Raw genomic sequence first — 23,423 nt, forward strand, 5'->3', positions numbered from 1 at the left:
CTCCTCTGCCATGCACGACATCGACGGGGTGACGTCGGCGAGCACGGTCGGCTGGAAGAAGGTGCCCACGCCAGTGGGCTTGCCGCCGGTGAGCACCCGCGCGCCGGCCGCAACGGCCTCGGTGACGTGGCGGTCGACGATGTCGCGCTGGGCGGGGGTGGCCATCGCGCCGGTGTCGTAGTCGAAGCCCGCGCCGGCCTCCTGGCCCTGCTGGACCTTGGCGACCTGCTCGGCGAGCTTGGCGACGAACTGGTCGTAGATCGGGGCCTCGACGAAGACCCGCTCCACCGAGATGCAGACCTGGCCGGAGTTGAACATGCCGCCCCACGCGATGCCGTTGGCAGCGCGGTCGACGTCGGCGTCGGCCAGCACGATCGCCGGGTCCTTGCCGCCGAGCTCGAGGCTGCACGGGATGAGCCGCTCGGCACACGCCACCGCAACCTTGCGCCCGGTGCCGGTCGACCCGGTGAAGTGGACGTAGTCGGAGTTCTGGATCACCGAGGCGCCGGTCGCGCCGTAACCGGTGGCCAGTGCGAACACCGGCGGAGCGCCGATCTCGTTCCAGCCACGGGCCAGCTCGACAGCCGAAAGTGGCGTCACCTCAGAGGGTTTCAGCAATACCGCCGCGCCGGCGGCGAGTGCGGGAACCAGATCGAGCGCCAGCATCGCCAGCGGGAAGTTCCACGGCTCGATCATGCCGACCAGCGGGTAGGGCCGATAGACCGTGGTGAGTTTCTTGACCTTGAACAGCGGGCTGTGCGCACCGGGGTGCCTGTCGGCGAGGAACTCCTCGGCATTGCCGGCCCAGTACTTGATGGCGTCGGCGATGAGGACAGCCTCGACGCTGGCGTCGTTGCGGCTCTTGCCGGTCTCCTTCATCAGGACCTCGGTCAGCAGGTCCGCGTTGTCCAGGACCCAGTCCTGCCACTTCATCATCCACTTCTTGCGACCGCGCGGGCCGATGGCTTCCCACTCGGGCTGGAACAGCCGCAGTTCGCGGGCCTTGGCCGCAACGGTGTCGGCATCGTCGACCGGAACGGAACCGACGGGCAGGCCGGTGGCGGGGTTGTGGACGGTGATGGTGTCTTGATCGCTCTTCGGCTGGACCGCGGTCATGCCGGCTCCTCGGTGGTTCAGGTTGATGGAACGACGTTTTCTGTGAGCCTAGCCTCACGACGGCTGCTAGAACAGGCCAACCGGTTGGTCGTCCCCCTCTGCGGGTGCGATCAGTTCGGGGCCGTTGTTGGCGATGCTGTTGACCAGGGTGGAGACCTGCCGCATCGCGATGCCGGCGATGTCCGGCGGGGTGGCCAGCAGGTCGGCCGGGGCGGGCGCGTCGGGGTCCAGCCAGCGGTCCCAGTCCCGGGCGCCGAGGATCAGCGGCATCCGGTCGTGCACCGAGGCCAGGTCGCCGACGGCGTCGGTGGTGATCACCGTGCAGGTGAGTAGGGGCTCCGCGTCCTTACCGGGCCGCCAGGCCGACCACAGTCCGGCTACCAGCAGCGGTGACCCGTCCGCACGGGAGAAGTAGAACGGGGCCTTGCGGCCGCGGGCGGGATTGCCGCCGGGGGACTCTCGGGCGGACTGCCACTCGTAGTAGCCGTCCATCGGGATCAGACAGCGCTTGCGTTCGGCCGCCCCGCGGAAGGCCGGCGACGTCGTCACGGTCTCGGCGCGGGCGTTGATCAGCTGGCTCTTGATCTGCGGGACACCGTCGGGGCCGGCTTTGGCCCAGGACGGCACCAGACCCCAGCGCATCAGCCGCAACCGCCGGGTGGCCTCGTCATCCGGCTCGTCGTGCCGGGCGACCGCCGCGGCGATGTCGGTGGTCGGGGCGACGTTGAAGTTCGGCCCGCGCAGGCCCGCTTCCCCGGTCTCGTCGATGGCGTCGATCCGGGCTGCCAGCAGGGCCGGATCGGTGGTGACCGCGAACCGTCCGCACATCTTTTGATAGTGCCAGGCAGGATGTACACCCGTGAGCACCGAGTTGTGGACGGCACCGTATGCCGCGACACCGGTCCGCGCCGATGTGACAGTGCCCGGATCGAAGTCGATCACCAACCGTGCGCTCATCTTGGCGGGACTGGCGGCCGCCGGCGGCGCCACGTCCACCATCGGCGGCGCTCTGCGCAGTCGTGACACCGACCTGATGATCGGGGCCTTGCGCACCCTCGGCATTCACATCGACGGTGACGGGCCGGACCTCGTCGTCTCCGGATCCCTGGACCCGCAGCCCGGCTCACGGATCGACTGCGGTCTGGCCGGCACCGTGTTGCGGTTCGTCCCGCCACTGGCCGCGCTGAGCACCGAGTCCGTCACGTTCGACGGCGACGATCAGGCCCGCGCCCGGCCGATCGCCCCACTGCTCGACGGGCTGCGCGGATTGGGCGTGGACATCGAGGGCAGCGGTATGCCGTTCCTGGTCCGCGGCCACGGGTCGGTCCGCGGCGGCACCGTCCACATCGACGCCTCCGCGTCATCTCAGTTCGTCTCCGGACTGCTGCTCTGCGGCGCCGCATTCCGGACCGGCCTGACGCTCGTGCACACCGGCGCAACGCTGCCGTCGACTCCGCATATCGAGATGACGGTGGCGATGCTGCGCGAAGCCGGTGTCGAGGTCGACGACAGCATCACCAACCAGTGGGAGGTCAAGCCCGGCCCCATCGCGGCGCGGGACTGGCTGATCGAGCCCGATCTGTCCAACGCCGTACCGTTCCTGGCCGCCGCTGCCGTGACCGGTGGAACGGTGCGGATCACCGGCTGGCCGGCCGTCAGCGTGCAGCCGATGGCACAGGTGTTCGGCATCCTGAAGCTCACAGGTTCGACTGAGGCCGAACAGGATTCATTCCTTCATATCCGCGGCGCGGGAAGCTACCCCGGATTCGAGGCCGATCTGCACGACGTCGGCGAGCTCGCCCCGTCGGTGGCCGCGCTGGCCGCCCTGGCCGATCCCGGCTCGGTGTCACGACTGACCGGCATCGCGCATCTGCGTGGCCATGAGACCGACCGGCTGGCGGCGCTGCGCGCCGAGATCACCGGCCTGGGCGGTGACTGCGCCGAGACCGACGACGGCCTGGTGATCACCGCGCGACCGCTGCACGGCGGGGTGTGGCACTCCTATCACGACCACCGGATGGCGATGGCGGGCGCGATCGTGGGCCTGCGCGTCGACGGCGTTGCGGTCGAGGACATCGCCACCACCGGCAAGACCCTGCCGACGTTCCCGGCGTTGTGGTCGAACATGCTGGGGTCGGATTGAGCTCACGCGAGTACGACGAGTCCGACGTCAGGATCCGGTCCGGTCGGGGCTCGCGTCCGCGCACCAAGACCCGTCCCGAACACGCCGACGCCGAAGCGGGCATGGTGGTGACCGTCGACCGCGGCCGATGGGGCGTCGTGCTCGGCGGGGATCCCGACCGGCTGGTCACCACGATGCGGGCCCGTGAACTCGGCCGCACCCCGATCGTGGTGGGCGACGAGGTGGACGTGGTGGGCGATCTGTCCGGGCGTCCGGACACCCTGGCCCGGATCGTGCGCCGCGGTGATCGGCGAACCGTGTTGCGGCGCACAGCCGATGACACCGACCCGACAGAGCGTGTAGTGGTGGCCAACGCCGACCAGATGATGGTGGTGGTGGCACTGGCCGACCCGCCACCGCGCACCGGGCTGGTGGACCGCGCCCTGATCGCCGCCTACACCGGTGGCCTGAAACCCATCCTGTGCCTGACCAAGACCGACCTGGCCGACCCGGCTTCGTTCGCCGGTCAGTTCGCCGATCTGGACCTCATCGTGGTGACCGCCGGCCGCGACAAGCCGGTGGAACCGGTGCAGACGCTGTTGGACGGCCACATCACCGTGCTGCTCGGACACTCCGGTGTCGGAAAATCCACTCTGGTCAATCGGCTTGTGCCACAAGCGGATCGGGCCACCGGCGAGGTGTCCGGGGTGGGCAAGGGTAAGCACACCTCGACCCAGTCGGTGGCGCTGCCGTTGCCCGGTGGAGGCTGGGTGATCGACACCCCCGGGATCCGGTCCTTCGGGCTGGCCCACATCCAACCCGATGACGTCCTCAAGTCGTTCTCCGATCTCGGCGAGCACATCGAGGACTGCCCCCGCGGCTGTGGGCATCAGGGCCCGCCGGCCGATCCGGAATGCGCGCTGGACGGACTCACCGGCGCTCAGGCCCGGCGGGTCGAGGCGGCGCGACGACTGTTGACGGTACTGAGAGAAGGAGAGACATGGGCGTCCCGATGATCACCCTGAACGACGGTCACCAGATCCCGCAATTGGGATTCGGCACCTACAAGGTGGCCCAGGATGAGGCCGCCGACGCGGTGCGGACAGCACTCGAGGTCGGGTCCCGCCATATCGACACCGCACAGATGTACGCCAACGAGAAGGGTGTCGGCCAAGGGGTTCGCGACGCCGGCCTGGACCGCGGCCACGTGTACATCACCAGCAAGCTGAACAACGGCTTCCACCGCCCCGACGACGCGCGTCGCGCGTTCGACCAGACGCTGAGGGAACTCGGAACCGACTACCTCGATCTCTTCCTCGTCCACTGGCCGCTGCCGACCCTGTACGACGGCGACTTCGTCACCACCTGGAAGACCCTGGAGGAGTTCAAGGCCGACGGCCGGGCTCGCAGCATCGGGGTGTCGAACTTCCAGATTCACCATCTGCAGGAGTTGGCCCGCGAGACCGGCACCGTCCCCGCGGTCAACCAGATCGAGGTGCACCCCTACTTCACCAACGACGAAGTCCGTGCCTACGGCGTCGAACACGACATCGTCACCCAGGGCTGGTCACCGATCGCCCGCGGCAAGGTTCTCGGTGATCCGGTGGTGTCCCGGGTCTCCCGTGCCACCGGCGCGCATCCGGCTCAGGTGGTGCTGCGCTGGCATATCGAACGCGGCGATGTGGTGATCCCGAAATCCATTCAGCCACAACGGATGAAGGAGAACTTCGAGATCTTCGACTTCGAGATCAACGACGAGGAGATCGAGGCTCTCACCGCACTGGACCGCGGCGAAGCGGGCCGGACGGGGCCGCACCCGGACAGCTTCGACTACGTACCCTGACGGGTCCGCGCCCGCACCGCTGCGATCGCCGACTTCAGGCCCCGCCGATGGGGGCCGGCCTCCGGCACCGCGCCGAGCACGTCGAACATCCGCGCACTGCGGGTCTCCGGCGCGTCGTCGGCGGTGTCACGCAGGAACCGGTCCGGCAACGCCAGTTTGGCGATGGTGCGCCAGGACTTCGCGTACTGGGCGGGCATCGGCCCGGTCGTGTAGGGCAGGTCGTACTTGTCGCACAACGCCCGCACCCGCACCGAGACCTCGGCCAGCCGATTACTCGGCAGATCGGGATAGAGGTGGTGCTCGATCTGGTAGGACAGGTTGCCGCTCATGAAGCCGAGCGCCGGGCCCGCATCGAAGTTGGCACTGCCCAGCATCTGACGCAGGTACCACTGCCCGCGGCTCTCACCGGCCATATCGGTGGTGGTGAACTTCTCCGCACCGTCGGGGAAGTGACCGCAGAAGATCACCGCGTTGGTCCAGAAGTTGCGGATCACATTGGCCGCGAGGTTCGCCTTGACCGTGCCGGTGAAACTCGCCCACGGCGACACCGACGTCAGTGCCGGATAAGCCACGAAGTCCTTGGTCAGCTGCCGCGCCGACTTGGCGGTGAACTCGCGCAGCCGGACGAAGGTGGCTGCCCGGGTCTCGGGCCGCAGCGCCTTGCGGAGTTCCAAGTGCTGCAACGCGATTCCCCACTCGAAACCCGCCGCCAGCATCAGGTTGAAGAATGGGTTGAGGACGTTGCGCGGCTTCCACTCCTGGTCCCGAGTCACCCGCAGCAACCCGTAGCCGACGTCGTCGTCCATATCGAGGATGTTGGTGTACTTGTGATGCATGTAGTTGTGGGTGTGCCGCCAGTGCTTGGCGACGCCGGCCATATCCCACTCCCACGTCGAGGAGTGGATCTCCGGATCGTTCATCCAGTCCCACTGGCCGTGGATGACGTTGTGACCGATCTCCATGTTCTCGATGATCTTGGCGACCGCCAGCGTCAGCGTTCCGGCCCACCAGGCGCTGCGCTTGTAGCCGAACGCCAGCAGCACCCGGCCGGCCACGTCCAGAGTGCGCTGAGCGGTGATGGTGCGGTGGATGTAGCGAGCGTCGCGCTCCCCCAGCGAATCCTCGATGTCCTGGCGGATGGCGTCGAGTTCGATCGCCAGGTTCTCGATGTCGGCCTCGGTGAGGTGGGTGAACTCCTCGATGTCGGTGATGGCCATCAGATATCCACCACGCAGTCTCCGTCGGCGGCGCAGACGCAGGTCTGCACCTTGCTGCCGGGCTCGTATTCGGTTCCGGTCCGCAGGTCGCGCACCCGGCCGTCGACGAGTCCGACCACGCAGGTGTGGCAGATTCCCATCCGGCAGCCAAACGGAAGTTGGACACCGGCCTGCTCGCCGGCCTCCAATATCGACGTCGCCGCGTCGGCCGGCCGGCTGCGGCCGCTGCGGGCGAAGGTCACCGTGCCACCGCGTCCGGGCTCGGCGTTGCGGGCAGCGGCGAACCGTTCGAGATGCAGGCGATCGCCCAGACCCGCTGCCGCCCAGACCCGTTCAGCGTCGGCCAGCAGACCCTCGGGGCCGCAGGCCCAGGTCTGCCGGTCCCGCCAGTCCGGCACCAGATCATCGATCGCGCTGAAGTCGAAGCGGCCCTCGGTACGGGTGGTGCGCACCTTCAGCCGATAGCCCGGATGGGTACGGCCGAGTTCAACGAGTTCGGCTCCGAACATCACGTCATCAGCCGTCGGCACCGAATGCAGATGCACAACGGAATGAACCTGCCGGCGACGGCGCAGAGTCCGCAGCATCGACATCACCGGGGTGATGCCGGACCCTCCGGTCAGGAACAGCACCGAGGCCGGAGCGGGATCCGGCATGACGAAGTTCCCGGTAGGTGCGGCCAGTCGGACCTGGGTACCCGGTCGCAGGCCGTCGACGAGATGTCCGGAGAGCAGACCCTCCGGCATGGCCTTGACGGTGATGGTCACGGTGCGCGCGTCAGGTCGCGGCGCCGAGGTCAGCGAATAGGACCGCCACCGCCACCGCCCGTCGACGGGGACGCCGATGCCGATGTACTGCCCCGGCTGATAGTCGAAGGTGAAGCCGCGGCCGGGCCGGATGACCAGGGTGGCGGCGTCGCGGGTCTCCGGGCGGATGTCGAGCACCCGACCGCGCATCTCACGCTGCGGCCGGGGCGCGGCGAAGAGCCAGGTCAGTGCGCGCCTGGAATCGGCGACCCCGTCGAACGTGCGGGTCTTCACCGGGCCAACGCTACCGGAGCCGGCTACCTTGCTGCTCAGAGCAATTCGAGCAGGAATGGCAACTCTTGGCTGGCATACCAGGCCAGATCGTGGTCCTGGGCGTCGCCCACGGTGAGTTCGGCGTCCTCGTCACCGAGGTCGGCGTCGTCGATGACCGCGATCGCGGCCGCGACCGCGGGCTCGGCGGCCGCGTTGTCGACGTAGACGGCCGCCACCTGATCGAGATTCACCGGTCCGCTCACCCGGACGACGGGGACGTCGAGATCGGGGCGCAGGTTGGCCTCGGTGTCGGCCACCACCACCGCACGTCGCAGCGGTAGATCAGAACCCGGTTCGCTCGCCAGAAGTCGCAGCGAGGCCAGTGCCGCTTCGCCGATGGCGACCTCGGCAAGTTCCTCCTCATCACCCTCGGCGTAGGCCTCCCGCAGCGCGGGTGTCACCGCGAAGGCCGTCCCGCTCAGCGGTTGCATGACCCCGTCGGCGACGAGCCCCTGCAGCATGGCAAGAGTCGCCGGGATATAAACCCGCACCTAGATATTCGCTTCGCTGTCGCCCAGCAGCGAGGCGGCGAAATCGGGAACGTAGGTGGCCAGATCGCGTGGAGGCCGCTTGTAGTTGCCGATCTGCGGCCGCTTGGGCAGCTCCACCTTTTCCAACTCGACTTCCTGGTACGGGATGCTCGAGAGCAGATGCGAGATCATGTTGAGCCGCGCGTGCTTCTTGATGTGGGACTCCACCACGAACCACGGGCTGACCGGAGTGTCGGTGTGCACCATCATGTCGTCCTTGGCCCGGGAGTAGTCCTCCCAGCGGTAGATCGACTCCATATCCATCGGAGAGAGCTTCCAGCGCCGCAGCGGATCGCTGAGCCGTGATTTGAACCTGCGCAACTGCTCATCCTCGGAGACTGAGAACCAATATTTGCGCAGGATGATTCCGTCGTCGATGAGCATCTGCTCGAAGATCGGGCACTGACGTAGGAACAGTGCCTCCTGCTGCGGGGTGCAGAAGCCCATCACCCGCTCGACGCCGGCGCGGTTGTACCAGGACCGGTCGAACAACACGATCTCGCCCCGGGTGGGCAGGTGTTCGATGTAGCGCTGGAAGTACCACTGTCCCATCTCCCGGTCAGTGGGAATCGGGAGCGCCGAGATTCGAACCGACCGGGGGCTGAGGTACTCGGTGATCCGCTTGATGGTGCCGCCCTTGCCGGCTGCGTCGCGGCCCTCGAAGAGGACGACGATCCGGGCGCCGGTGTGACGGGTCCACTCCTGCAGCTTCACCAACTCGGTCTGCAGCCGGTACAGCTCAGCTTCGTAGACCTCGTTGGAAACCCTGGCGGAGACCTTCTCGGATTTCTTCTTCGGTGCGTCGCCCTGCTTCTTACCCACCGGGGAATCCTACGTCCGGGCCCATCACTTGGCCGCTTCGAGCAGCTCCTCCAGCGATTCGGCCAAAAGCTCCGGCAGCACGTCGACATCGCTCATGGCATCGCGGTCGGCATTGATGCCGAAATAGAGCATCCCGCAGTAGGAGGTGATCCCGATGGCGAGCACCTGGTCGTGCAACAGCGGCGGGACGGCGTAGGTCTGGAGCACCTTGGCACCGGCGAGGTACATCTGTGACTGCGGGCCGGGAACATTGGTGATCAGCAGATTGAACTGGCGCGGCGGATACTGGGTCGCCACCCGGGTGCCCATCGCGTGCAGGGTCGGTGGCGGAAATCCGGACAGCGTCACGATGGTGCGGGCGTCCACCAGACTGGCGGCCGCGGAGTGCGATTCGTTGGCGTGCGCGATCTGTGACAGCCGAACCACCGGATTGCCCTCACCGACTGGCAGGTCCACCAGGAAGGGCGCCACCTCGCTGATCGCCTGCCCCGGGCCGGCGGAGCCCGGATCGGCATCGGGATAGACGGAGGTGGGCACCATCGCCCGGATGTTCAACGTCGCGGGCACCGGTTCCCCGCGGGACAGCAGCCAGTTACGCAGCGCGCCGGCGATCACCGCCAGCACGACGTCGTTGACATCGCAGTCGTAGCGGGAGTGCACCAGGCGGTAGTCGGCCAGCGGCGCGACGGCCACGGTGAAACGGCGGTGCCGGGAGACCTTCGTGTTGAGCGGGCTGCTCGGGGCGTTGCCGCGCGCCAGATTGCGCACAGTCTCAGACGCCCGGCGGGCCAGCTGGGCCAGCTCCCCGGTATTGGTCACCACGTCGGAGACGGTGGAGCGCAGCGCGCGTAACTCGTGGCCGGGCCGGGCCAGCCAATCCCCCACCGCATCGATCATCAGCTGACCATCGGAGGGCTCACCACGCGGCAGCCAGATGTCCTCGACGGCAGCTGCGGGCCTGCGGTTGCGATCGGCGATCACATGCCCGATCTCCACCGCCGTCATCCCGTTGATCAGAGCCTGGTGCGACTTGATGAACAGGGCGAGCCGATTACCGGCCAGACCCTCGATCAGGTACATCTCCCACAGTGGACGGCCGCGGTCCAGCGGGCGGCCGGCCAGCCGGGACACCAGGTCGTGCAACTGGGCGTCGCTGCCCGGCGACGGCAGCGCCGAGCGCCGAACGTGGTAGGTGATGTCGAAATCCGGATCGTCGACCCACACCGGCCGGGCCAGCCCGAGGCTGACCTGGCGCACCTTCTGCCGATACCGCGGGATCTGCGGGAGCCGTTGCTCAACTGTCGCCAGCAGGGCCTCGTAGCTCAGGCCACCGCGCGGCCGGCGCAGTATCGCCAGCGACCCGACATACATCGGGGTGGCGGTGTCCTCCTGGTGATAGAAGGCGGCATCGGAGGTCGACAATCGGATCACCATCCTGGGTCCTCCTTCCGGCGAATACGCGGCGCCGCCGAATCTGCCATCATGACAAGCCTAGGTTGCCACTCTCCAGCGACCCGGATTCTGATCGACCGACGTGCTGGAGAGTGTCTGTGTCTGCCAACGTAATACCCCTTGTCAGCCGAATAGCCGACTACGAGCCGCCGGCCTTCGGCGGCCCGCCGGCGCTCCCCCCGGTGCCGGTGGTGCGGCCTCAGCGCACTGCACCCGCAGCACCGCTGCGCCAGGTCGAGGATCCGCGGGCCCGCGCCGCAGCCACCTTCGCCGACGCCGCGCTTCGCCGGGTGCTGGAGGTGATCGACCGGCGTCGTCCGATGGCCCAACTTCGTCCACTGCTGGCAGCCGGACTGGTCGACTCACTGCTGTCGGCCACCGGACGCACCGGGCCGTACGCCGGCGGGCCGGCACGACTGCGCCGGGTGCTGGCTCAGCCGGTAGGCGACCACGCAGCGGAGGTGGCAGCCAGCTACAGCCGCGGGATGCGGGTGCACGCCATCGCGTGCCGCATCGAAGCGCGCAGTACACCGACCGGACAGCGCTGGCAGGTGGTGGCCCTTCATATGGGCTGATCTACCGGCGGCGCAACAGCTTTCGCTCTTTGCCGTCCTGGCGGGCGGTCTCCCGACGCTCCTTACGGCTGACCTTCGAGGCACGCGGGGCTGCGGCATCATGCTGCTGCACCTCGGGTTTGCCGTCCTCGGACGGGCCGACGTAGGTCAGCGGCCGATCGTCGCCCTCGTCGATGCCTTTGGTGCGCAACCCCTCCGGGGTGGCCTGCGGTGCCACCGCGGGCGCCTGCGGAGCGCCCTCGACCTGAACGTTGAACAGGAAGCCGACGGACTCCTCCTTGAGGCCCTCGAGCATCCCTATGAACATGTCGTAGCCCTCGCGCTGGTACTCCACCAGCGGGTCGCGCTGTGCCATGGCCCGCAGGCCGATGCCCTCCTTGAGGTAATCCATCTCGTAGAGGTGCTCACGCCACTTGCGGTCCAGAACGTTGAGCAGCACATTGCGCTCGAGCTGGCGCATGGCACCGGGGCCGGCGATCGCATCGATCTCGGCTTCGCGTGTGGCATAGGCTTTTTCGGCGTCCTCGATCAGCATCTCGCGCAGCTCTTCGCGGGTCAGCTCGCCGGCCTCGCCGACGGCGTCGGTGTGGACGAGGCTGTGCCAGTCGATACCCACCGGGTAGAGCGTCTTGAGCGCGCCCCACAACTGCTCGAGATCCCAGTCCTCGACGTAGCCCTCGGAGGTGGCGCCGTTGACATAGGCGGTGACGACGTCGACGAGCATGTCATGCGACTGAACCTGAAGGTCCTCACCCTCGAGGATCCGGCGACGCTCCTCGTAGATGACGACGCGCTGCTTGTTCATCACCTCGTCGTACTTGAGCACGTTCTTGCGGATCTCGAAGTTCTGTTGCTCGACCTGGGCCTGGGCGCTCTTGATAGCGCGGGTCACCATCTTGGCCTCGATCGGCACATCGTCGGGCAGGTTGAGCCGGGTCAGCAGGCCCTCCAGCGCCGCGCCGTTGAACCGCTTCATCAACTCGTCCCCCAGCGACAGGTAGAACCGGGACTCACCCGGGTCGCCCTGGCGGCCGGAGCGGCCACGCAGCTGGTTGTCGATACGACGGGTCTCGTGCCGCTCGGTACCCAGCACGTACAGGCCGCCGAGGGCACAGACGTCCCCGGCCTCCTCGGCCGCCTCGGCCTTGACCGCGGGCAGCTCCTCGTGCCAGGCCTCCTCGTACTCCTCCGGGGTCTCCACCGGATCCAGCCCGCGCTCGCGCAGCCGCTGATCGACGATGAAGTCGACGTTGCCGCCGAGCACGACGTCGGTGCCACGGCCGGCCATGTTGGTGGCCACGGTGACCGCGCCGCGGCGGCCGGCCTCGGCCACAATGGCGGCTTCCTGCTCATGGAACTTGGCATTGAGCACGGTGTGCGGGACGCGGCGTTTGGTCAGCATCCGCGACAGATACTCGGAGCGCTCGACGCTGGTGGTGCCGATCAGAACCGGCTGGCCCTTCTCATAGCGCTCGGCGATGTCATCGGTGACCGCGATGAACTTGGCTTCCTCGGTTTTGTAGATGAGGTCGGTCTCGTCCTTGCGGACCATGGGCCGGTTGGTCGGGATCGGCACCACGCCGAGCTTGTAGATCTCGTGGAGTTCGGCGGCCTCGGTCTCGGCCGTGCCGGTCATGCCCGCCAACTTGTCGTAGAGCCGGAAGTAGTTCTGCAGGGTGATGGTGGCCAGAGTCTGGTTCTCGGCCTTGATCTCCACCTTCTCCTTGGCCTCGATGGCCTGGTGCAGACCCTCGTTGTAGCGCCGTCCCACCAGCACGCGACCGGTGAACTCGTCGATGATGATGACCTCGCCGTCGCGGACGATGTAGTCCTTGTCGAGGTTGAACAGCTCCTTGGCCTTGACCGCGTTGTTCAGGTAGCTGACCAGGGGCGAGTTCGCGGCCTCGTAGAGATTCTCGATCCCCAGCTGATCCTCGACGAAAGCCACGCCGGCCTCGTGCACACCGATGGTGCGCTTGCGCAGGTCCACCTCGTAGTGGAGGTCCTTCTCCATCATCGGCACGAGGCGGGCGAACTCGGACTACCAGTGCGAGGCGCTGTCGGACGGTCCCGAGATGATCAGCGGGGTGCGGGCCTCGTCGATGAGGATGGAGTCGACCTCGTCGACGATGGCGTAGTTGTAGTCGCGTTGCACCAGCTCGTCGAGCGAGTGCGCCATATTGTCGCGCAGGTAGTCGAACCCGAACTCGTTGTTGGTGCCGTAGGTGATGTCGGCGCCGTAGGCGGCCCGACGCTCGTCGGAGCTGAGCCCCGACAGGATCACGCCGACCTCGAGGCCCAGGGAGCGGTGCACGCGGCCCATCCACTCGCTATCGCGTTTGGCCAGGTAGTCATTCACGGTGACAACGTGCACGCCCTTGCCGGTCAGTGCGTTGAGATAGGCGGGCAGCACACAGGTCAGGGTCTTGCCCTCACCGGTCTTCATCTCGGCGACGTTGCCGAAGTGCAGCGCGGCGCCGCCCATCACCTGGACGTCGAAGTGCCGCTGGCCGAGCACCCGCCAGGCAGCCTCACGGGCCACTGCGAAGGCCTCCGGCATCAGGTCGTCGAGCCGGGCGCCGTCGGCGAGGCGCTCCTTGAACTCGTCGGTCTTGGCCCGCAGTTCGGCGTCGGTCAGCTTCTCGACATCGTCAGACAAGGTGTTGACGTAGTCAGCCACCCCCCTGAGGCGCTTGACCATGCGACCTTCACCGAGGCGCAGCAACTTAGACAGCACAGTGTTCGTCCCTTGTGGATCGGAGGCGTGAATTGGCCTCCATCCTAGGCGACGCGGGGATCTGCGCCGGTCAGGCCAGCCTGATCAGCCCTTTCGCCTATGCGAGCCGGATCAACCCGTAGTCATAGGCGTGCCGCCGGTAGACGACGGTGGGACGGTCGGTCTCCTTGTCGTGGAACAGGAAGAAGTCGTGGCCGACCAGTTCCATCTCGTAGAGGGCGTCATCGACGGTCATCGGCTTGGCCGGGTGCTCCTTGACCCGCACGACGTGACCGGGCTCGTGCTCCTCGACCTGCGGGGACGCCGCGACCTGGCCGTCCGGTGACGGCGCAACGGGCTTGAAGGCATCGGCGAGATCCACCGGCGCGACGGGCTCACGCCGGACCGACACCGGGGTCTTGTCGCCGTAGTGCACCTTCTGCCGGTCCTTGGTGCGGCGCAGCCGGCTCTCCAGTTTGTGCACGGCTGCCTCGAAAGCGCCGTAGAAGCTGTCGGCGCGGCCCTCGCCGCGGACCACCGGTCCGCGCCCGATATGCGCGGTGATCTCGACGTGCTGGGCGTTCTTCCGCTGGCGCCGGTTGTTCTCGTGGGCGAGTTCGACGTCGAACCGATGGATGGAGTGGTCGATCCGTTCGGCCCGGGCGAGTTTCTGTGCGACGTAGACCCGGTAGTGGTCGGGGATCTCGACGTTGCGGCCCGTCACCTGAATGTCGGCGTCGGGGGCGGCTTCGGAGTTCTGGTCGGCTGCGGAGTTTAGGTCGGTATCAGTCAAGGGGGCGGAGTTCACGGAATTGGTTGACATACTTGGCAACTCGTTTCTCTACGGTTGCACGCGAACTGCGTGCACGGCCTGTCGTCGATAATCGCGCCGGCCTCGGGGCGAACGTCAGCCCGCCGGCGCGCTCGGTCTAAGCGCTCACCTCCTCGCCGCGTAGTTCGTTGCCACCGACGGTAGTACCACGCGCGGCAACCGGCCACCTTTTGGATCACGCGTGTGCCAATGCGAGCACCGCGGCCACCTGGACCCCGGCGGCGGCCAGCACACGCACCGCCTCCCGGGCGGTGGCCCCGGTGGTCACGATATCGTCGACAAGCAGCACCTCCCCTGGGCCGACAGCCCCGGTCAGCCGGACCCGCCCGGCGATATTGCGTTCGCGGGCGGCGCTGGTGAGGCCCACCGAATCGCGTACCAGGGCTGCGGTGCGCAACACCGGCGCGACCCTGAGGTCGGGGTGGGCTGCCCCTGCCGCCGCGGCGATCCGGGTGATCGGGTCGCCACCGCGGCGCCGGGCGGCCACCCGGCGGGTCGGGGCCGGCACCACCGTCACCGGGGGAGCCAGCACACCCCAGCCCAGCAGCCGGTGGATACCCAGTGCCAGGGCGCGGGACAGCGGGGCGGCCAGATCACGGCGGCCCCGTTCCTTGACCGCCACGATGGCCTGCCGGCGGGCGCCCGCGTAGCGGCCCAGTGCGAACACCGGCACCCCCGGGTCGATCCGTGGTGTCACCAGATGCGGGGAATCCTTGCTGACCTGCAGCGCAGCGGCGCAGGCCGGGCACCAGCGGACCGCCGGCGCACCGCATCCGCCGCATTCCAGCGGCAGGACGACGTCGAGGATTGCCGAGGCGAGCACCCGTCCAGTCTCGGCCCCCGGTCTGACAATCCGGGTCCGACAGACCCGACGGCTCCTTCGATCGGAGGAGGCCCAATCATCAACGTTTCCATTGGTTCGCGGGATGCCCGGGCGGTCTCGGAACCGCGATAGTCGAAGTATCAACAGCACACGGGAAAGGCAGCACGATGATCTGGTTCTGATGGCGCACTGATCGACTCGAGGAATCCCACGACACAACCGGAGGTGAACATGTACGACAGGCAGACAGCGAAGCAGAGGGTCCGCTGAGACGGAGCGCATCGGCGATCCTCGGAATGGACAGCATCACCGTCGCCCCACTGATCAAGAGCCGCCCGCGACCGATCCCGTCGCGGGCGGTTTCATCGGTACGGTGACCTCGATGTGGGTACCGGTGGGCACCGGGACGACGCGCAACGCTCCCCCGGCGGCCTCGATCCGGGCCCGCTGTGAGGCGATGCCGATATGCCCCTGCCGGAGCCTCCGCAGAGCCTCCTGGTCGGACATTCCGACCCCGTCGTCGACGACGTCCAGGCGGCAGACGCCGCCGGCGGCCCGCAGGGTGACCGACCCCGTGGTGGCGCGCGAGTGCCGCACAACGTTGGAAATCAGGTCGCGGGCCGCCGCGAAGAGAATCGGGTCGTTGGTTCCAGTCACCGGGTAGTCGATATCGGTGGTGATATCGATCCCCGAACGCGCCGAGTTCGCCTCCGCCAGCTGCTGTAACGCCCGCGCCAGACCGGCGCCGCCCAGCACGGCCGGATGCAGTTCGAACGTCGCCTCCCGCATCTGCTCGGTCGCGTCGCGCAGCCCGGTCAATGCGCGCTCGAGCGCCTCATTCGGCTGCTTCTTCAATACGGAGGTGATGTCCTGCCGGGCCATCAGCACCGACTGCAGTGGGCCGTCGTGGATGTACTCCGATATCCGTCGCTGCTGATCATCGGATGCGGTCATCGAGTCGACCAGTAGGGCCTGTCGGGATGCGCTCAAATCGGTGATGTCATCAAGCTGGCGGGACTGCGCCCAGACCGCGAGAAATGCTGTACAGCAGAGGAATCCGAAAACCACAGTCACCATCACAGCGCGGCCGAACCCCGCCTGCGCCAGCATCACATGGTCGGTGAAGACCTCGACGGCGAAGGTGCCGGCGATCACGACCAGAGCGACGGCGGCGCGACGCCAGGACACGTCGAGCACCACCATGATCGGGAGCAGCGTCAGCATGAGCAGCGGGGTGTAGGCGCCGTCCGCGGCCGCCACCTTGAACGTGAAGATCGCGACGACGTCGAGGATCACGAGAACCAGCTGCAGCCGCGAGATCGCCACACGACGTTGCAGGCCGCTGAACAACACGACCGCCGCGACGATTGCGGCCGCCAGGTAGAACCACGGCACCGGGTTGAACTGGGGCCATTTGGGTTTCTGTCCGACATAGGTTGCGGCGATCATCACCGTCGCGACGCCCAGTCTGGCCGCAGCGACGATCCGCAACGCGACCAACTCTCGCGATCGACGGATCTCGTCTAGCTCCATTTGCGCCACGAGCTTGTTTATACGCCACGGCACACCGCTGCCCTGTGCGACGATTGCCGCCGTGTCAGGACAGTCCGAGATGGTCACCGTGGTCGTCGGTGATGACCACCCGATGTACCGCGACGGCGTGGTGCGGGCCATGAAGGAGAGCGGCCGGATATCGGTCCTGGCCGAGGCCGCCGACGGGCGAACGGCACTGGAGGCGATTCGGGAGCACCGGCCGGCGGTGGCGTTACTGGACTACCGGATGCCCGAACTCGACGGTCTTGCCGTGGTTACGGCCGTGGTGCGCGACGATCTGCCGACCAAAGTGTTGCTACTGAGCGCGACCGAAGACCCGGCCACCGTGTACGAGGCCCTCGCCGCCGGTGCAGCGGGTTACCTGACCAAGGAGTCCGACCGCGACGAAATCGTGGCCGCGGTGGTCAAATGCTCCCGGGGCGAGGGATATGTGCCGACCCATATCGCCAGCGGTCTGGCTAATGAGGTCCGGCACCGGTCCCGTGGCGAAGCGACCCTGCTGTCTCCGCGCGAAGGGGAGATCATCAAGCTGATCGCCGACGGGATGTCGGTCCCCGATATCGCTGCGCAGCTTCATCTTTCGCCGACGACCGTGCGCACACATGTGCAGAACCTCTACGGCAAACTCGGGGTGTCCGATCGTGCCGCCGCGGTGGCCGAGGCGATGCGCCGCCGACTGGTGGAGTAGCCGCCCGACTAACCCGGCAGCACCGGCACGGTGCCCGGCACCATGAACGGCCGCACCTCCGACCACACCTGCTCGTTCTCACCGCTGGTGGCCAGCAGTTGCAGCACCCCACGGGCGTCTGCCACGTACACCGCCGACGGGTTGGCGACCACCGCCGAGACCGGCATCACCAGATTGCCGCCCGGCCCGTCGGAGTTGACCCCGTCGAGGTTGACGTAGGACACCGGGTGGACTGCGTCGCTGCGGGTGACGACCATGTCGTCACCGGTACGCCAGGACAGTGACACCACCGAGTTGCCCAGCCCGAACCCGATCCGGCGCGGGTAGGTCAGGGCGAACTCCCCGCCCGGGGTCTGCTCCACCCCGGCCAGCACCACCTGGCCGTCGATCACCATGGCCACCCGGGTGCTGTCCCGGGACAGTTGCAGTTCGGTGATCGTGCCGGGGAACCGCGAGGTGACCGCGGCCGAATCGACCGGAATGCGGGCGGGCTCACCGGAAGCCTCCTCGCGGATCACCCGGACCACGCTGTTGCCGTCGACGACAACCCAGACCGCATTGTCCAGCGCCCAGGACGGCCGAGTCAGGCTGCGGGCATCGGTGGCACGGGCGGCCTGCCCGCCGTTGGGCCCGATCCACAGCGAGGCTCCGGCGTCAGGGTCGGGTGGTCGCACGACCGAGGCGACATCGACACCCTTGCGGGAGAAGGCGGCCGCCACCTGATCGGCCATCGCTCCGAAAGTTCCCGGAACCTTGGCGAAGCCCTGCCCGTCGAGTGCGACCAGCGCGCCGCCGGTCAACGCGTGCACGCCGGCGGTGGCGCCGTCTGCGGCCCCGGGGTCGGTGGCGGCGACATCGGTGGCCTTCCAGCCGTCGATGAACCGATCGTCGAGCGGGGCGCCGTCGGCGTTGATCATGTACGGGCCCTTGATATCCGCGCGGGCCAGCGTCCAGATCAGCTGCGCGGCAAGCAGTTGCCGGCTCTGCGGATCGGTGGTGTCCAGACCCTCAAGGTCGATGCGGGCGCCGCCGTAGCCGCGGCCCACACCGCTTTTTCCACCGTCGGCGCGGGTCACCGGACCACGCAGCTTCAGCGGCGGAGCGAGTAGGTTGCGGACCGCCTTCGCCAGCTCCGGACGCGGTCCGGCGGTGAGCTTGTTGACGAGTTCTGTTGCCAGCAGGTCAGGTTCGGACACCGCGACGTAGCGGGGGTCGGGCACGACCGTGGCACCGGTCGGATCGACGAAGTACAGCGTGTTGCGCTTGTAGGCCGCCTGGAACTGCTGCCAGTCCAGGAACACCCCGTTGGGTAGCCGATTGATCCGCCAGCCCTCGGCCGTCTGCACCAGTTCGATGGGCCCCGGATCGGGCAGTGAGCCCTCACCGGTCTCGAACACACCGATATCGGACAGCGAGCCGAGGATGTCGGCCTGCATGGTCACCGAAACCTTCTCCAGCGTTCGGGTTTCGGTGAACACCACCTTGTCGATGAGCAGTGCGCTGCCCTGATCGTCCCAGTCTTTGGAGGCCGACTCGGTCAGGAACTGCCGCGCCGCCAGGTGGCGGTTGGCGGGGTCGGCCGTCGCCTTGAGGAACTCCCGCAGCAATTGATCGGGATCCATCCCCGGGTTCGGAACGGGCAGCCGCTTGGGGGCGGGAAGATCCACCGTCCCGATCGCTTGCGGCGCAGACGAATCCGGCACGCCGGCACACCCTGTCGCCACCGCGAGCAGACAGGCCAGCAGAACGGCCAGCAGCCGTGGATTCACACGCGCTCCCCCGTCGGCTCGCGGCGGAAGTCACCGGCGACGGGCTTGAGCGGCAATGGGCTGGTGGTCACCTTGTGCCCGCGGATCAGCGGCAGCGTCAACCGGAAGCACGCTCCCTTGCCGGGTTCACCCCAGGCCTCCAACCTGCCCTGGTGCAGGCGGGCGTCCTCGATGCTGATCGCCAGGCCCAGACCGGTGCCGCCGGAGCGCCGGACCCGGGAGGGGTCAGACCGCCAGAACCGGCTGAACACCAGTTTCTCCTCTCCGGGTCGCAGACCGACGCCGTAATCGCGGACGGTGACCGCGACGGTGTCCTCGTCGTCGGCCATCTTGATCCGCACCGGCTTGTGCTCGGCATGGTCGATGGCGTTTGCGATCAGGTTGCGCAGGATGCGCTCGACGCGGCGCGGATCGACTTCGGCGATGACCTCGTGGTCGGGTTCTTCGACGAGCAATTCGATCCCGGCCTCGTCGGCCAGGTGGCCGACCTTGGTCAGCGCGTTATTCACGGTCAGGCGCAGATCGGTTGCCTCCACGGACAATTCGGCCACACCGGCGTCGTGCCGGGATATCTCCAGCAGGTCGTTGAGCAAACCCTCGAACCGGTCCAGCTCGCTGACCAGAAGCTCGGTGGAGCGGCGCAGCGCGGGGTCGAGGTCCTCGCCGTGGTCGTAGATCAGATCCGCCGCCATCCGGACGGTGGTCAGCGGCGTGCGCAGTTCGTGGCTGACATCGGAGGTGAATCGGCGTTGCAGGTTGCCGAACTCCTCGAGGTTGTTGATCTGACGCTGCAGGCTCTCGGCCATATCGTTGAACGACACCGCAAGCCGGGCCATATCGTCCTCGCCGCGCACCGGCATTCGCTCGGAGAGATGGCCTTCGGCGAACCGTTCGGCGATCCGCGAGGCGGATCGCACCGGCAGCACCACCTGACGCGAGACCAGCAGCGCGATACCGGCGAGCAGAACCAGCAGCACCAGGCCGCCGGTGGCCATCGTGCCCCGCACCAGGGTGATGGTGTTCTCCTCGTTGGTGAGCGGGAAGATCAGGTAGAGCTCAAGATTGGTCACCCGCGACGGCGCAGGGGTTCCGATCAGCAGTGCGGGGCCGGAGAACGTCTCGGTCCGCACCCCCTCGTACTGGTAGCTGACCTGACCGGCCTTGACGAAGTCGCGCAGCGTGCGCGGGATCTGATCCACCGGACCGGCCGAGGTTGCCTCGCGGGGTCCGTCGCCGGGTACCACCAGCACCGCGTCGAAGGTGCCGGCCAGCCCGGAGGTTCCCGAGGTCTGGCCGGTCTTGGAGATCAACGTGTTGCGCGCCAGCTGCAGGCTGGAGTCCAGTGAGCGGGACTCTTCACCGCTGACGATCCCGCTGACCGTGCCGCGGGCCCGGTTGATCTCCTCGGTGGCGGCACGAACTTTGACCTCGAGAACCCGGTTGGTGATCTGACTGGTCAGCACGAAGCCGAGCACCAGGATGACCACTGCCGACAAGCCCAGGGTGAGCACCACAACACGCAGCTGCAGCGAACGCCGCCACATGTGCGCCAGAGCCCGGCTGACCGCGCTCGTGCCCCGCAGCAGGGGCCCCGAGCGCCCCCACGGACCGCGGACGCGGGCTTTCACGACGCCCGCGGCCTCACGAAATCCACTGTGCCGCTCCTCCTCCGCGCCGAGGCTCGGCGTCGTCGCGTCACGGCGGTCCGGCCTTGTATCCCACTCCTCGAACGGTCAGGACCACCTGCGGGTTCTCCGGGTCTTTCTCGACCTTGGCCCGCAACCGCTGGACATGGACATTCACCAAACGGGTGTCCGCCGGGTGCCGGTATCCCCACACCTGTTCGAGCAGCACCTCTCGAGTAAACACCTGGCGCGTTTTGCGCGCCAACGCCACCAGCAGGTCGAACTCCAGCGGGGTCAGCGAGATCTGCTCGCCCTCGCGGGTGACCTTGTGGGCCGGCACGTCGATCTCGATATCGGCGATCGAGAGCATCTCGGCGGGCTCGTCCTCGTTGCGCCGCAGCCGGGCCCGAACCCGCGCGACGAGTTCCTTGGGCTTGAACGGCTTCATCACGTAGTCGTCGGCGCCCGACTCGAGCCCCAGCACCACGTCGACGGTGTCGGTCTTGGCGGTCAGCATGACGATCGGCACGCCGGAGTCCGCCCGCAACACCCGGCACACGTCGATACCGTTCATGCCGGGGAGCATGAGATCGAGCAGCACCAGGTCAGGGCGCAGTTCGCGCACTGCCGTCAGTGCCTGCGAGCCGTCGGCGACAACCGCGGTGTCGAATCCCTCGTTGCGCAAGACGATGGTGAGCATCTCGGACAGCGAGGGGTCGTCGTCGACGACCAGAATCCTTTGCCTCATGGCGACTATCGTGTCACCGAATCGCGACAATCCCCTGCTAGAACACGCTGGCGAGTCTCGCGTCTAGGCCGAGATGCCGGCCGCCAGTTCGGCCGGGTCGACATCTGGGCCGACCACCGACCACCGGCCGTGCCAGCTCGCGGCCGCCAGCCCGGCGTAGACCTCCCCGGTTCGCCGCTGCAGCCCGTCATCGCGTTCGTAGGCGTCCCGGGCCCGGTCAGCCTCGCTGCTCTCCCGCTGCCGGGCGCGCTCCGCGGCCAGCGCTACCGGGACGGCGAGCAGGATCTGATGGTCGGGTTCGGGCAGGCCGAGGCGCCCGAACTCCAGCTCACCGACCCAATCCACCATCTCGCCGTCGGCGTTCTGGCCCAGCCGGGCTGCGCTGTAGGCGGCGTTGGAGGCCACATAGCGGTCAAGGATGACGACGTCGTGTTCAGCGCACAGCGCGCCGATGTGGTCCCTGGCCCCGGCGCGATCGAGGGCGAACAGCACAGCCATCCCGTAGACCGAGCCGGCCAGGTCGCCATGGCGGCCGTGCAGGGCCTCGGCGGCCAGGTCGGCGGTGATGGACTGGCCGTACCGCGGGAAGGCCAGCGTGCCCACCGACCGGCCGGCCGCCGCGAACTGCTGCTGCAGGCCCTGGGTCAGCGTGCGCTTCCCGGCGCCGTCAAGACCCTCGATGACGATTAACATGAGCCGATCAGCACGCCGGGCAACCGCTAGTCGAATCCCACGAATGACGCCACCGTGTCATCGCCCGAACGACGCGACTGCACATGGTTGGCCACGAACTCCTCGTCGGGATAGCCGATGGCCACACACGTCATGATCACCTGATCGTCGGGGATGTTCGCGTTCTCGCGCACCACCGACGACTGCATGATGCCCTGACCGTTGATGACGGTACCGAGGCCTTTCGACCATGCCGCCAGCACCAGACCGTAGGTCGCCGCGCCGCAGTCGAAATGGGCGATGGTGTCATTGGCGAGCGCTTTGTCGATCGTGATGACGATGGAGACCGGAGCGTCGAACTGGCGGAAACCGCGCATCACCCAGTCTTGGCGACGGACCTTGTCGTCCCGCGCGATACCCATCGCCTCGAAAAGCTGAACCGCGATCTCCACCTGACGATCCCGATGCGGACCCTCGTACCCGTGGTTCAGCGTGATCTCGCGATCGACCGCCGACCCCGCCATCATCTTCTCGGTGTTGCCCCTCCGGACCCGCTCGAGCGGCTCTCCGGTGAGCACATGGAAATGCCAGGGCTGGGTGTTCATCGACGACGGAGCGCGCTGGGCGATCCTGATCACCTCTTCGAGCACCTCCCGGGGCACCGGCTGATCGGTGTATCCGCGGATGCTGCGACGCTCGAAGACGATCGTCTCCAGATCGCCGCCGCCGCTGTGGAGCTGTTCTGCCATGCCCATCGCCGCCACACTCAGTACCGGTAGTGCTCCGGCTTGTACGGACCTTCGACGTCGACGCCGATGTACTCGGCCTGATCCTTGGTGAGCTTGGTCAGCGTGCCGCCGAGCGCCTCGACGTGAATCTTGGCGACCTTCTCATCGAGATGCTTGGGCAGCCGGTAGACCTCGTTGTCGTACTCGTCGTTCTTGGTCCACACCTCGATCTGGGCGATCACCTGGTTGGAGAAGCTGTTGCTCATCACGAACGACGGATGGCCGGTGGCGTTGCCGAGGTTCAGCAGCCGGCCCTCGCTCAGCACGATGATGGAATGGCCGTCGGGGAAGACGAATTCGTCGACCTGAGGCTTGATGTTGATCCGCCGGATCGCCGGGTCGCGCTCGAGGCGGGCCATGTCGATCTCGTTGTCGAAGTGGCCGATATTGCCGAGGATGGCCTTGTCCTTCATCGCCCGCATGTGGTCGAGGGTGATGATGTCCTTGTTGCC

General features: G+C 67.5%; 20 protein-coding genes and 2 pseudogenes. 5 read left to right on the plus strand and 17 right to left on the minus strand.

Translation table 11 applies throughout. The features are described from left to right. On the minus strand, positions 1–1,116 hold a 1,116-nt coding region (locus ACR2JI_RS03730; protein ID WP_526388164.1), incomplete at its 3' end, for an aldehyde dehydrogenase family protein. A 66-nt stretch (positions 1,117–1,182) separates the two neighbouring features. Then, positions 1,183–1,944, minus strand: a complete 762-nt coding sequence (locus ACR2JI_RS03735) for an SOS response-associated peptidase (RefSeq protein ID WP_526388166.1) — start codon at positions 1,942–1,944, stop codon at positions 1,183–1,185. Positions 1,945–1,975: 31 nt separating this feature from the next. Between ACR2JI_RS03735 and aroA the strand changes: the two genes are divergently transcribed. Genes aroA through ACR2JI_RS03750 form a run of 3 tightly spaced genes read left to right on the plus strand, consistent with a single transcriptional unit; the run spans position 1,976 to position 5,081 of the window. After that, entirely contained in the window at positions 1,976–3,259 is a 1,284-nt protein-coding gene (gene aroA / locus ACR2JI_RS03740; protein WP_526388168.1) for a 3-phosphoshikimate 1-carboxyvinyltransferase, read from the plus strand. Then, positions 3,256–4,254 carry a ribosome small subunit-dependent GTPase A gene (gene rsgA / locus ACR2JI_RS03745; RefSeq protein ID WP_526388170.1) on the plus strand — a complete coding sequence of 333 codons (999 nt, stop codon included), beginning with the start codon at positions 3,256–3,258 and terminating at the stop codon, positions 4,252–4,254. The genes aroA and rsgA overlap by 4 nt, the downstream gene beginning before the upstream one ends. After that, positions 4,239–5,081, plus strand: a complete 843-nt coding sequence (locus tag ACR2JI_RS03750; RefSeq protein ID WP_526388172.1) for an aldo/keto reductase — start codon at positions 4,239–4,241, stop codon at positions 5,079–5,081. The genes rsgA and ACR2JI_RS03750 overlap by 16 nt, the downstream gene beginning before the upstream one ends. On the opposite strand, the gene ACR2JI_RS03755 is transcribed toward ACR2JI_RS03750, so the two are convergent. The 5 genes and pseudogenes from ACR2JI_RS03755 to ACR2JI_RS03775 all read right to left on the minus strand — a co-directional run bounded on the left by ACR2JI_RS03755 (position 5,069) and on the right by ACR2JI_RS03775 (position 10,163). Beyond that, positions 5,069–6,298 carry a fatty acid desaturase family protein gene (locus ACR2JI_RS03755; protein ID WP_526388174.1) on the minus strand — a complete coding sequence of 410 codons (1,230 nt, stop codon included), beginning with the start codon at positions 6,296–6,298 and terminating at the stop codon, positions 5,069–5,071. The genes ACR2JI_RS03750 and ACR2JI_RS03755 overlap by 13 nt on opposite strands. Continuing rightward, positions 6,298–7,260: pseudogene (locus ACR2JI_RS03760) on the minus strand (ferredoxin reductase); the annotation flags it as partial. The pseudogene ACR2JI_RS03760 and the gene ACR2JI_RS03755, both read right to left, overlap by 1 nt. A 113-nt stretch (positions 7,261–7,373) precedes the next feature. Next, entirely contained in the window at positions 7,374–7,868 is a 495-nt protein-coding gene (locus ACR2JI_RS03765) for a DUF6912 family protein (RefSeq protein WP_526388176.1), read from the minus strand. Further along, positions 7,869–8,729: a polyphosphate kinase 2 gene (gene ppk2 / locus ACR2JI_RS03770; RefSeq protein ID WP_526388178.1), complete on the minus strand. Its 861-nt coding sequence runs from the start codon at positions 8,727–8,729 to the stop codon at positions 7,869–7,871. It abuts the gene before it with no gap. Between the two features lie 24 nt (positions 8,730–8,753). Then, complete coding sequence (locus tag ACR2JI_RS03775) at positions 8,754–10,163, minus strand: WS/DGAT/MGAT family O-acyltransferase (protein ID WP_526388180.1); 1,410 nt, start codon at positions 10,161–10,163, stop codon at positions 8,754–8,756. 116 nt (positions 10,164–10,279) lie between these two features. On the opposite strand from ACR2JI_RS03775, the gene ACR2JI_RS03780 reads away from it, so the two are divergent. After that, on the plus strand, positions 10,280–10,756 hold the full coding sequence (locus ACR2JI_RS03780) for an Rv3235 family protein (RefSeq protein WP_526388182.1): 477 nt from the start codon (positions 10,280–10,282) through the stop codon (positions 10,754–10,756). Between the two features lies 1 nt (position 10,757). Here the strand turns inward: ACR2JI_RS03780 and secA are convergent. From secA to ACR2JI_RS03800, 4 genes and pseudogenes are all read right to left on the minus strand, one after another. Next, positions 10,758–13,493, minus strand: a pseudogene (gene secA / locus ACR2JI_RS03785) (preprotein translocase subunit SecA). 97 nt (positions 13,494–13,590) lie between these two features. Beyond that, positions 13,591–14,295, minus strand: a complete 705-nt coding sequence (hpf, locus tag ACR2JI_RS03790) for a ribosome hibernation-promoting factor, HPF/YfiA family (RefSeq protein WP_526388184.1) — start codon at positions 14,293–14,295, stop codon at positions 13,591–13,593. A 184-nt stretch (positions 14,296–14,479) separates the two neighbouring features. Next, positions 14,480–15,112 (minus strand): ComF family protein, encoded by a 633-nt coding sequence (locus ACR2JI_RS03795; RefSeq protein ID WP_526388198.1) that lies wholly within the window; start codon positions 15,110–15,112, stop codon positions 14,480–14,482. Positions 15,113–15,451: 339 nt separating this feature from the next. After that, complete coding sequence (locus ACR2JI_RS03800) at positions 15,452–16,660, minus strand: sensor histidine kinase (protein ID WP_526388200.1); 1,209 nt, start codon at positions 16,658–16,660, stop codon at positions 15,452–15,454. A 61-nt stretch (positions 16,661–16,721) separates the two neighbouring features. Here ACR2JI_RS03800 and ACR2JI_RS03805 point away from each other — a divergent pair, with 61 nt between their 5' ends. Then, on the plus strand, positions 16,722–17,369 hold the full coding sequence (locus ACR2JI_RS03805) for a response regulator transcription factor (RefSeq protein ID WP_526388186.1): 648 nt from the start codon (positions 16,722–16,724) through the stop codon (positions 17,367–17,369). 8 nt (positions 17,370–17,377) lie between these two features. On the opposite strand, the gene lpqB is transcribed toward ACR2JI_RS03805, so the two are convergent. The 6 genes from lpqB to ACR2JI_RS03835 form a co-directional block, all read right to left on the minus strand. Continuing rightward, positions 17,378–19,138, minus strand: coding sequence for an MtrAB system accessory lipoprotein LpqB (gene lpqB, locus ACR2JI_RS03810; protein ID WP_526388188.1), 1,761 nt, complete (start codon positions 19,136–19,138; stop codon positions 17,378–17,380). After that, entirely contained in the window at positions 19,135–20,766 is a 1,632-nt protein-coding gene (gene mtrB, locus ACR2JI_RS03815) for an MtrAB system histidine kinase MtrB (protein WP_526388190.1), read from the minus strand. The genes lpqB and mtrB overlap by 4 nt, the downstream gene beginning before the upstream one ends. A 67-nt stretch (positions 20,767–20,833) precedes the next feature. Further along, on the minus strand, positions 20,834–21,520 hold the full coding sequence (gene mtrA, locus ACR2JI_RS03820) for an MtrAB system response regulator MtrA (protein ID WP_526388203.1): 687 nt from the start codon (positions 21,518–21,520) through the stop codon (positions 20,834–20,836). A 54-nt stretch (positions 21,521–21,574) separates the two neighbouring features. Beyond that, positions 21,575–22,204: a dTMP kinase gene (locus tag ACR2JI_RS03825; protein WP_526388192.1), complete on the minus strand. Its 630-nt coding sequence runs from the start codon at positions 22,202–22,204 to the stop codon at positions 21,575–21,577. Between the two features lie 26 nt (positions 22,205–22,230). Continuing rightward, positions 22,231–22,932, minus strand: a complete 702-nt coding sequence (locus ACR2JI_RS03830; RefSeq protein ID WP_526388194.1) for a nitroreductase — start codon at positions 22,930–22,932, stop codon at positions 22,231–22,233. 17 nt (positions 22,933–22,949) lie between these two features. Then, positions 22,950–23,423: adenosylhomocysteinase (locus ACR2JI_RS03835; RefSeq protein WP_526388196.1), on the minus strand; the 474-nt coding region annotated here is incomplete at its 5' end.

The organism is Mycobacterium sp. (genome assembly GCF_051006775.1).
Lineage (GTDB): Bacteria > Actinomycetota > Actinomycetes > Mycobacteriales > Mycobacteriaceae > Mycobacterium.

Excerpts from the sequence above, each read along its gene's own strand:
- ACR2JI_RS03735 (WP_526388166.1), bottom strand. The coding sequence starts at position 1,944 with ATGTGCGGACGGTTCGCGGTCACCACCGATCCGGCCCTGCTGGCAGCC.
- ACR2JI_RS03750 (WP_526388172.1), top strand. The coding sequence starts at position 4,239 with ATGGGCGTCCCGATGATCACCCTGAACGACGGTCACCAGATCCCGCAA.
- ACR2JI_RS03755 (WP_526388174.1), bottom strand. The coding sequence starts at position 6,298 with ATGGCCATCACCGACATCGAGGAGTTCACCCACCTCACCGAGGCCGAC.
- ACR2JI_RS03775 (WP_526388180.1), bottom strand. The coding sequence starts at position 10,163 with ATGGTGATCCGATTGTCGACCTCCGATGCCGCCTTCTATCACCAGGAG.
- hpf (WP_526388184.1), bottom strand. The coding sequence starts at position 14,295 with ATGTCAACCAATTCCGTGAACTCCGCCCCCTTGACTGATACCGACCTA.
- ACR2JI_RS03800 (WP_526388200.1), bottom strand. The coding sequence starts at position 16,660 with ATGGAGCTAGACGAGATCCGTCGATCGCGAGAGTTGGTCGCGTTGCGG.
- ACR2JI_RS03825 (WP_526388192.1), bottom strand. The coding sequence starts at position 22,204 with ATGTTAATCGTCATCGAGGGTCTTGACGGCGCCGGGAAGCGCACGCTG.
- ACR2JI_RS03830 (WP_526388194.1), bottom strand. The coding sequence starts at position 22,932 with ATGGCAGAACAGCTCCACAGCGGCGGCGGCGATCTGGAGACGATCGTC.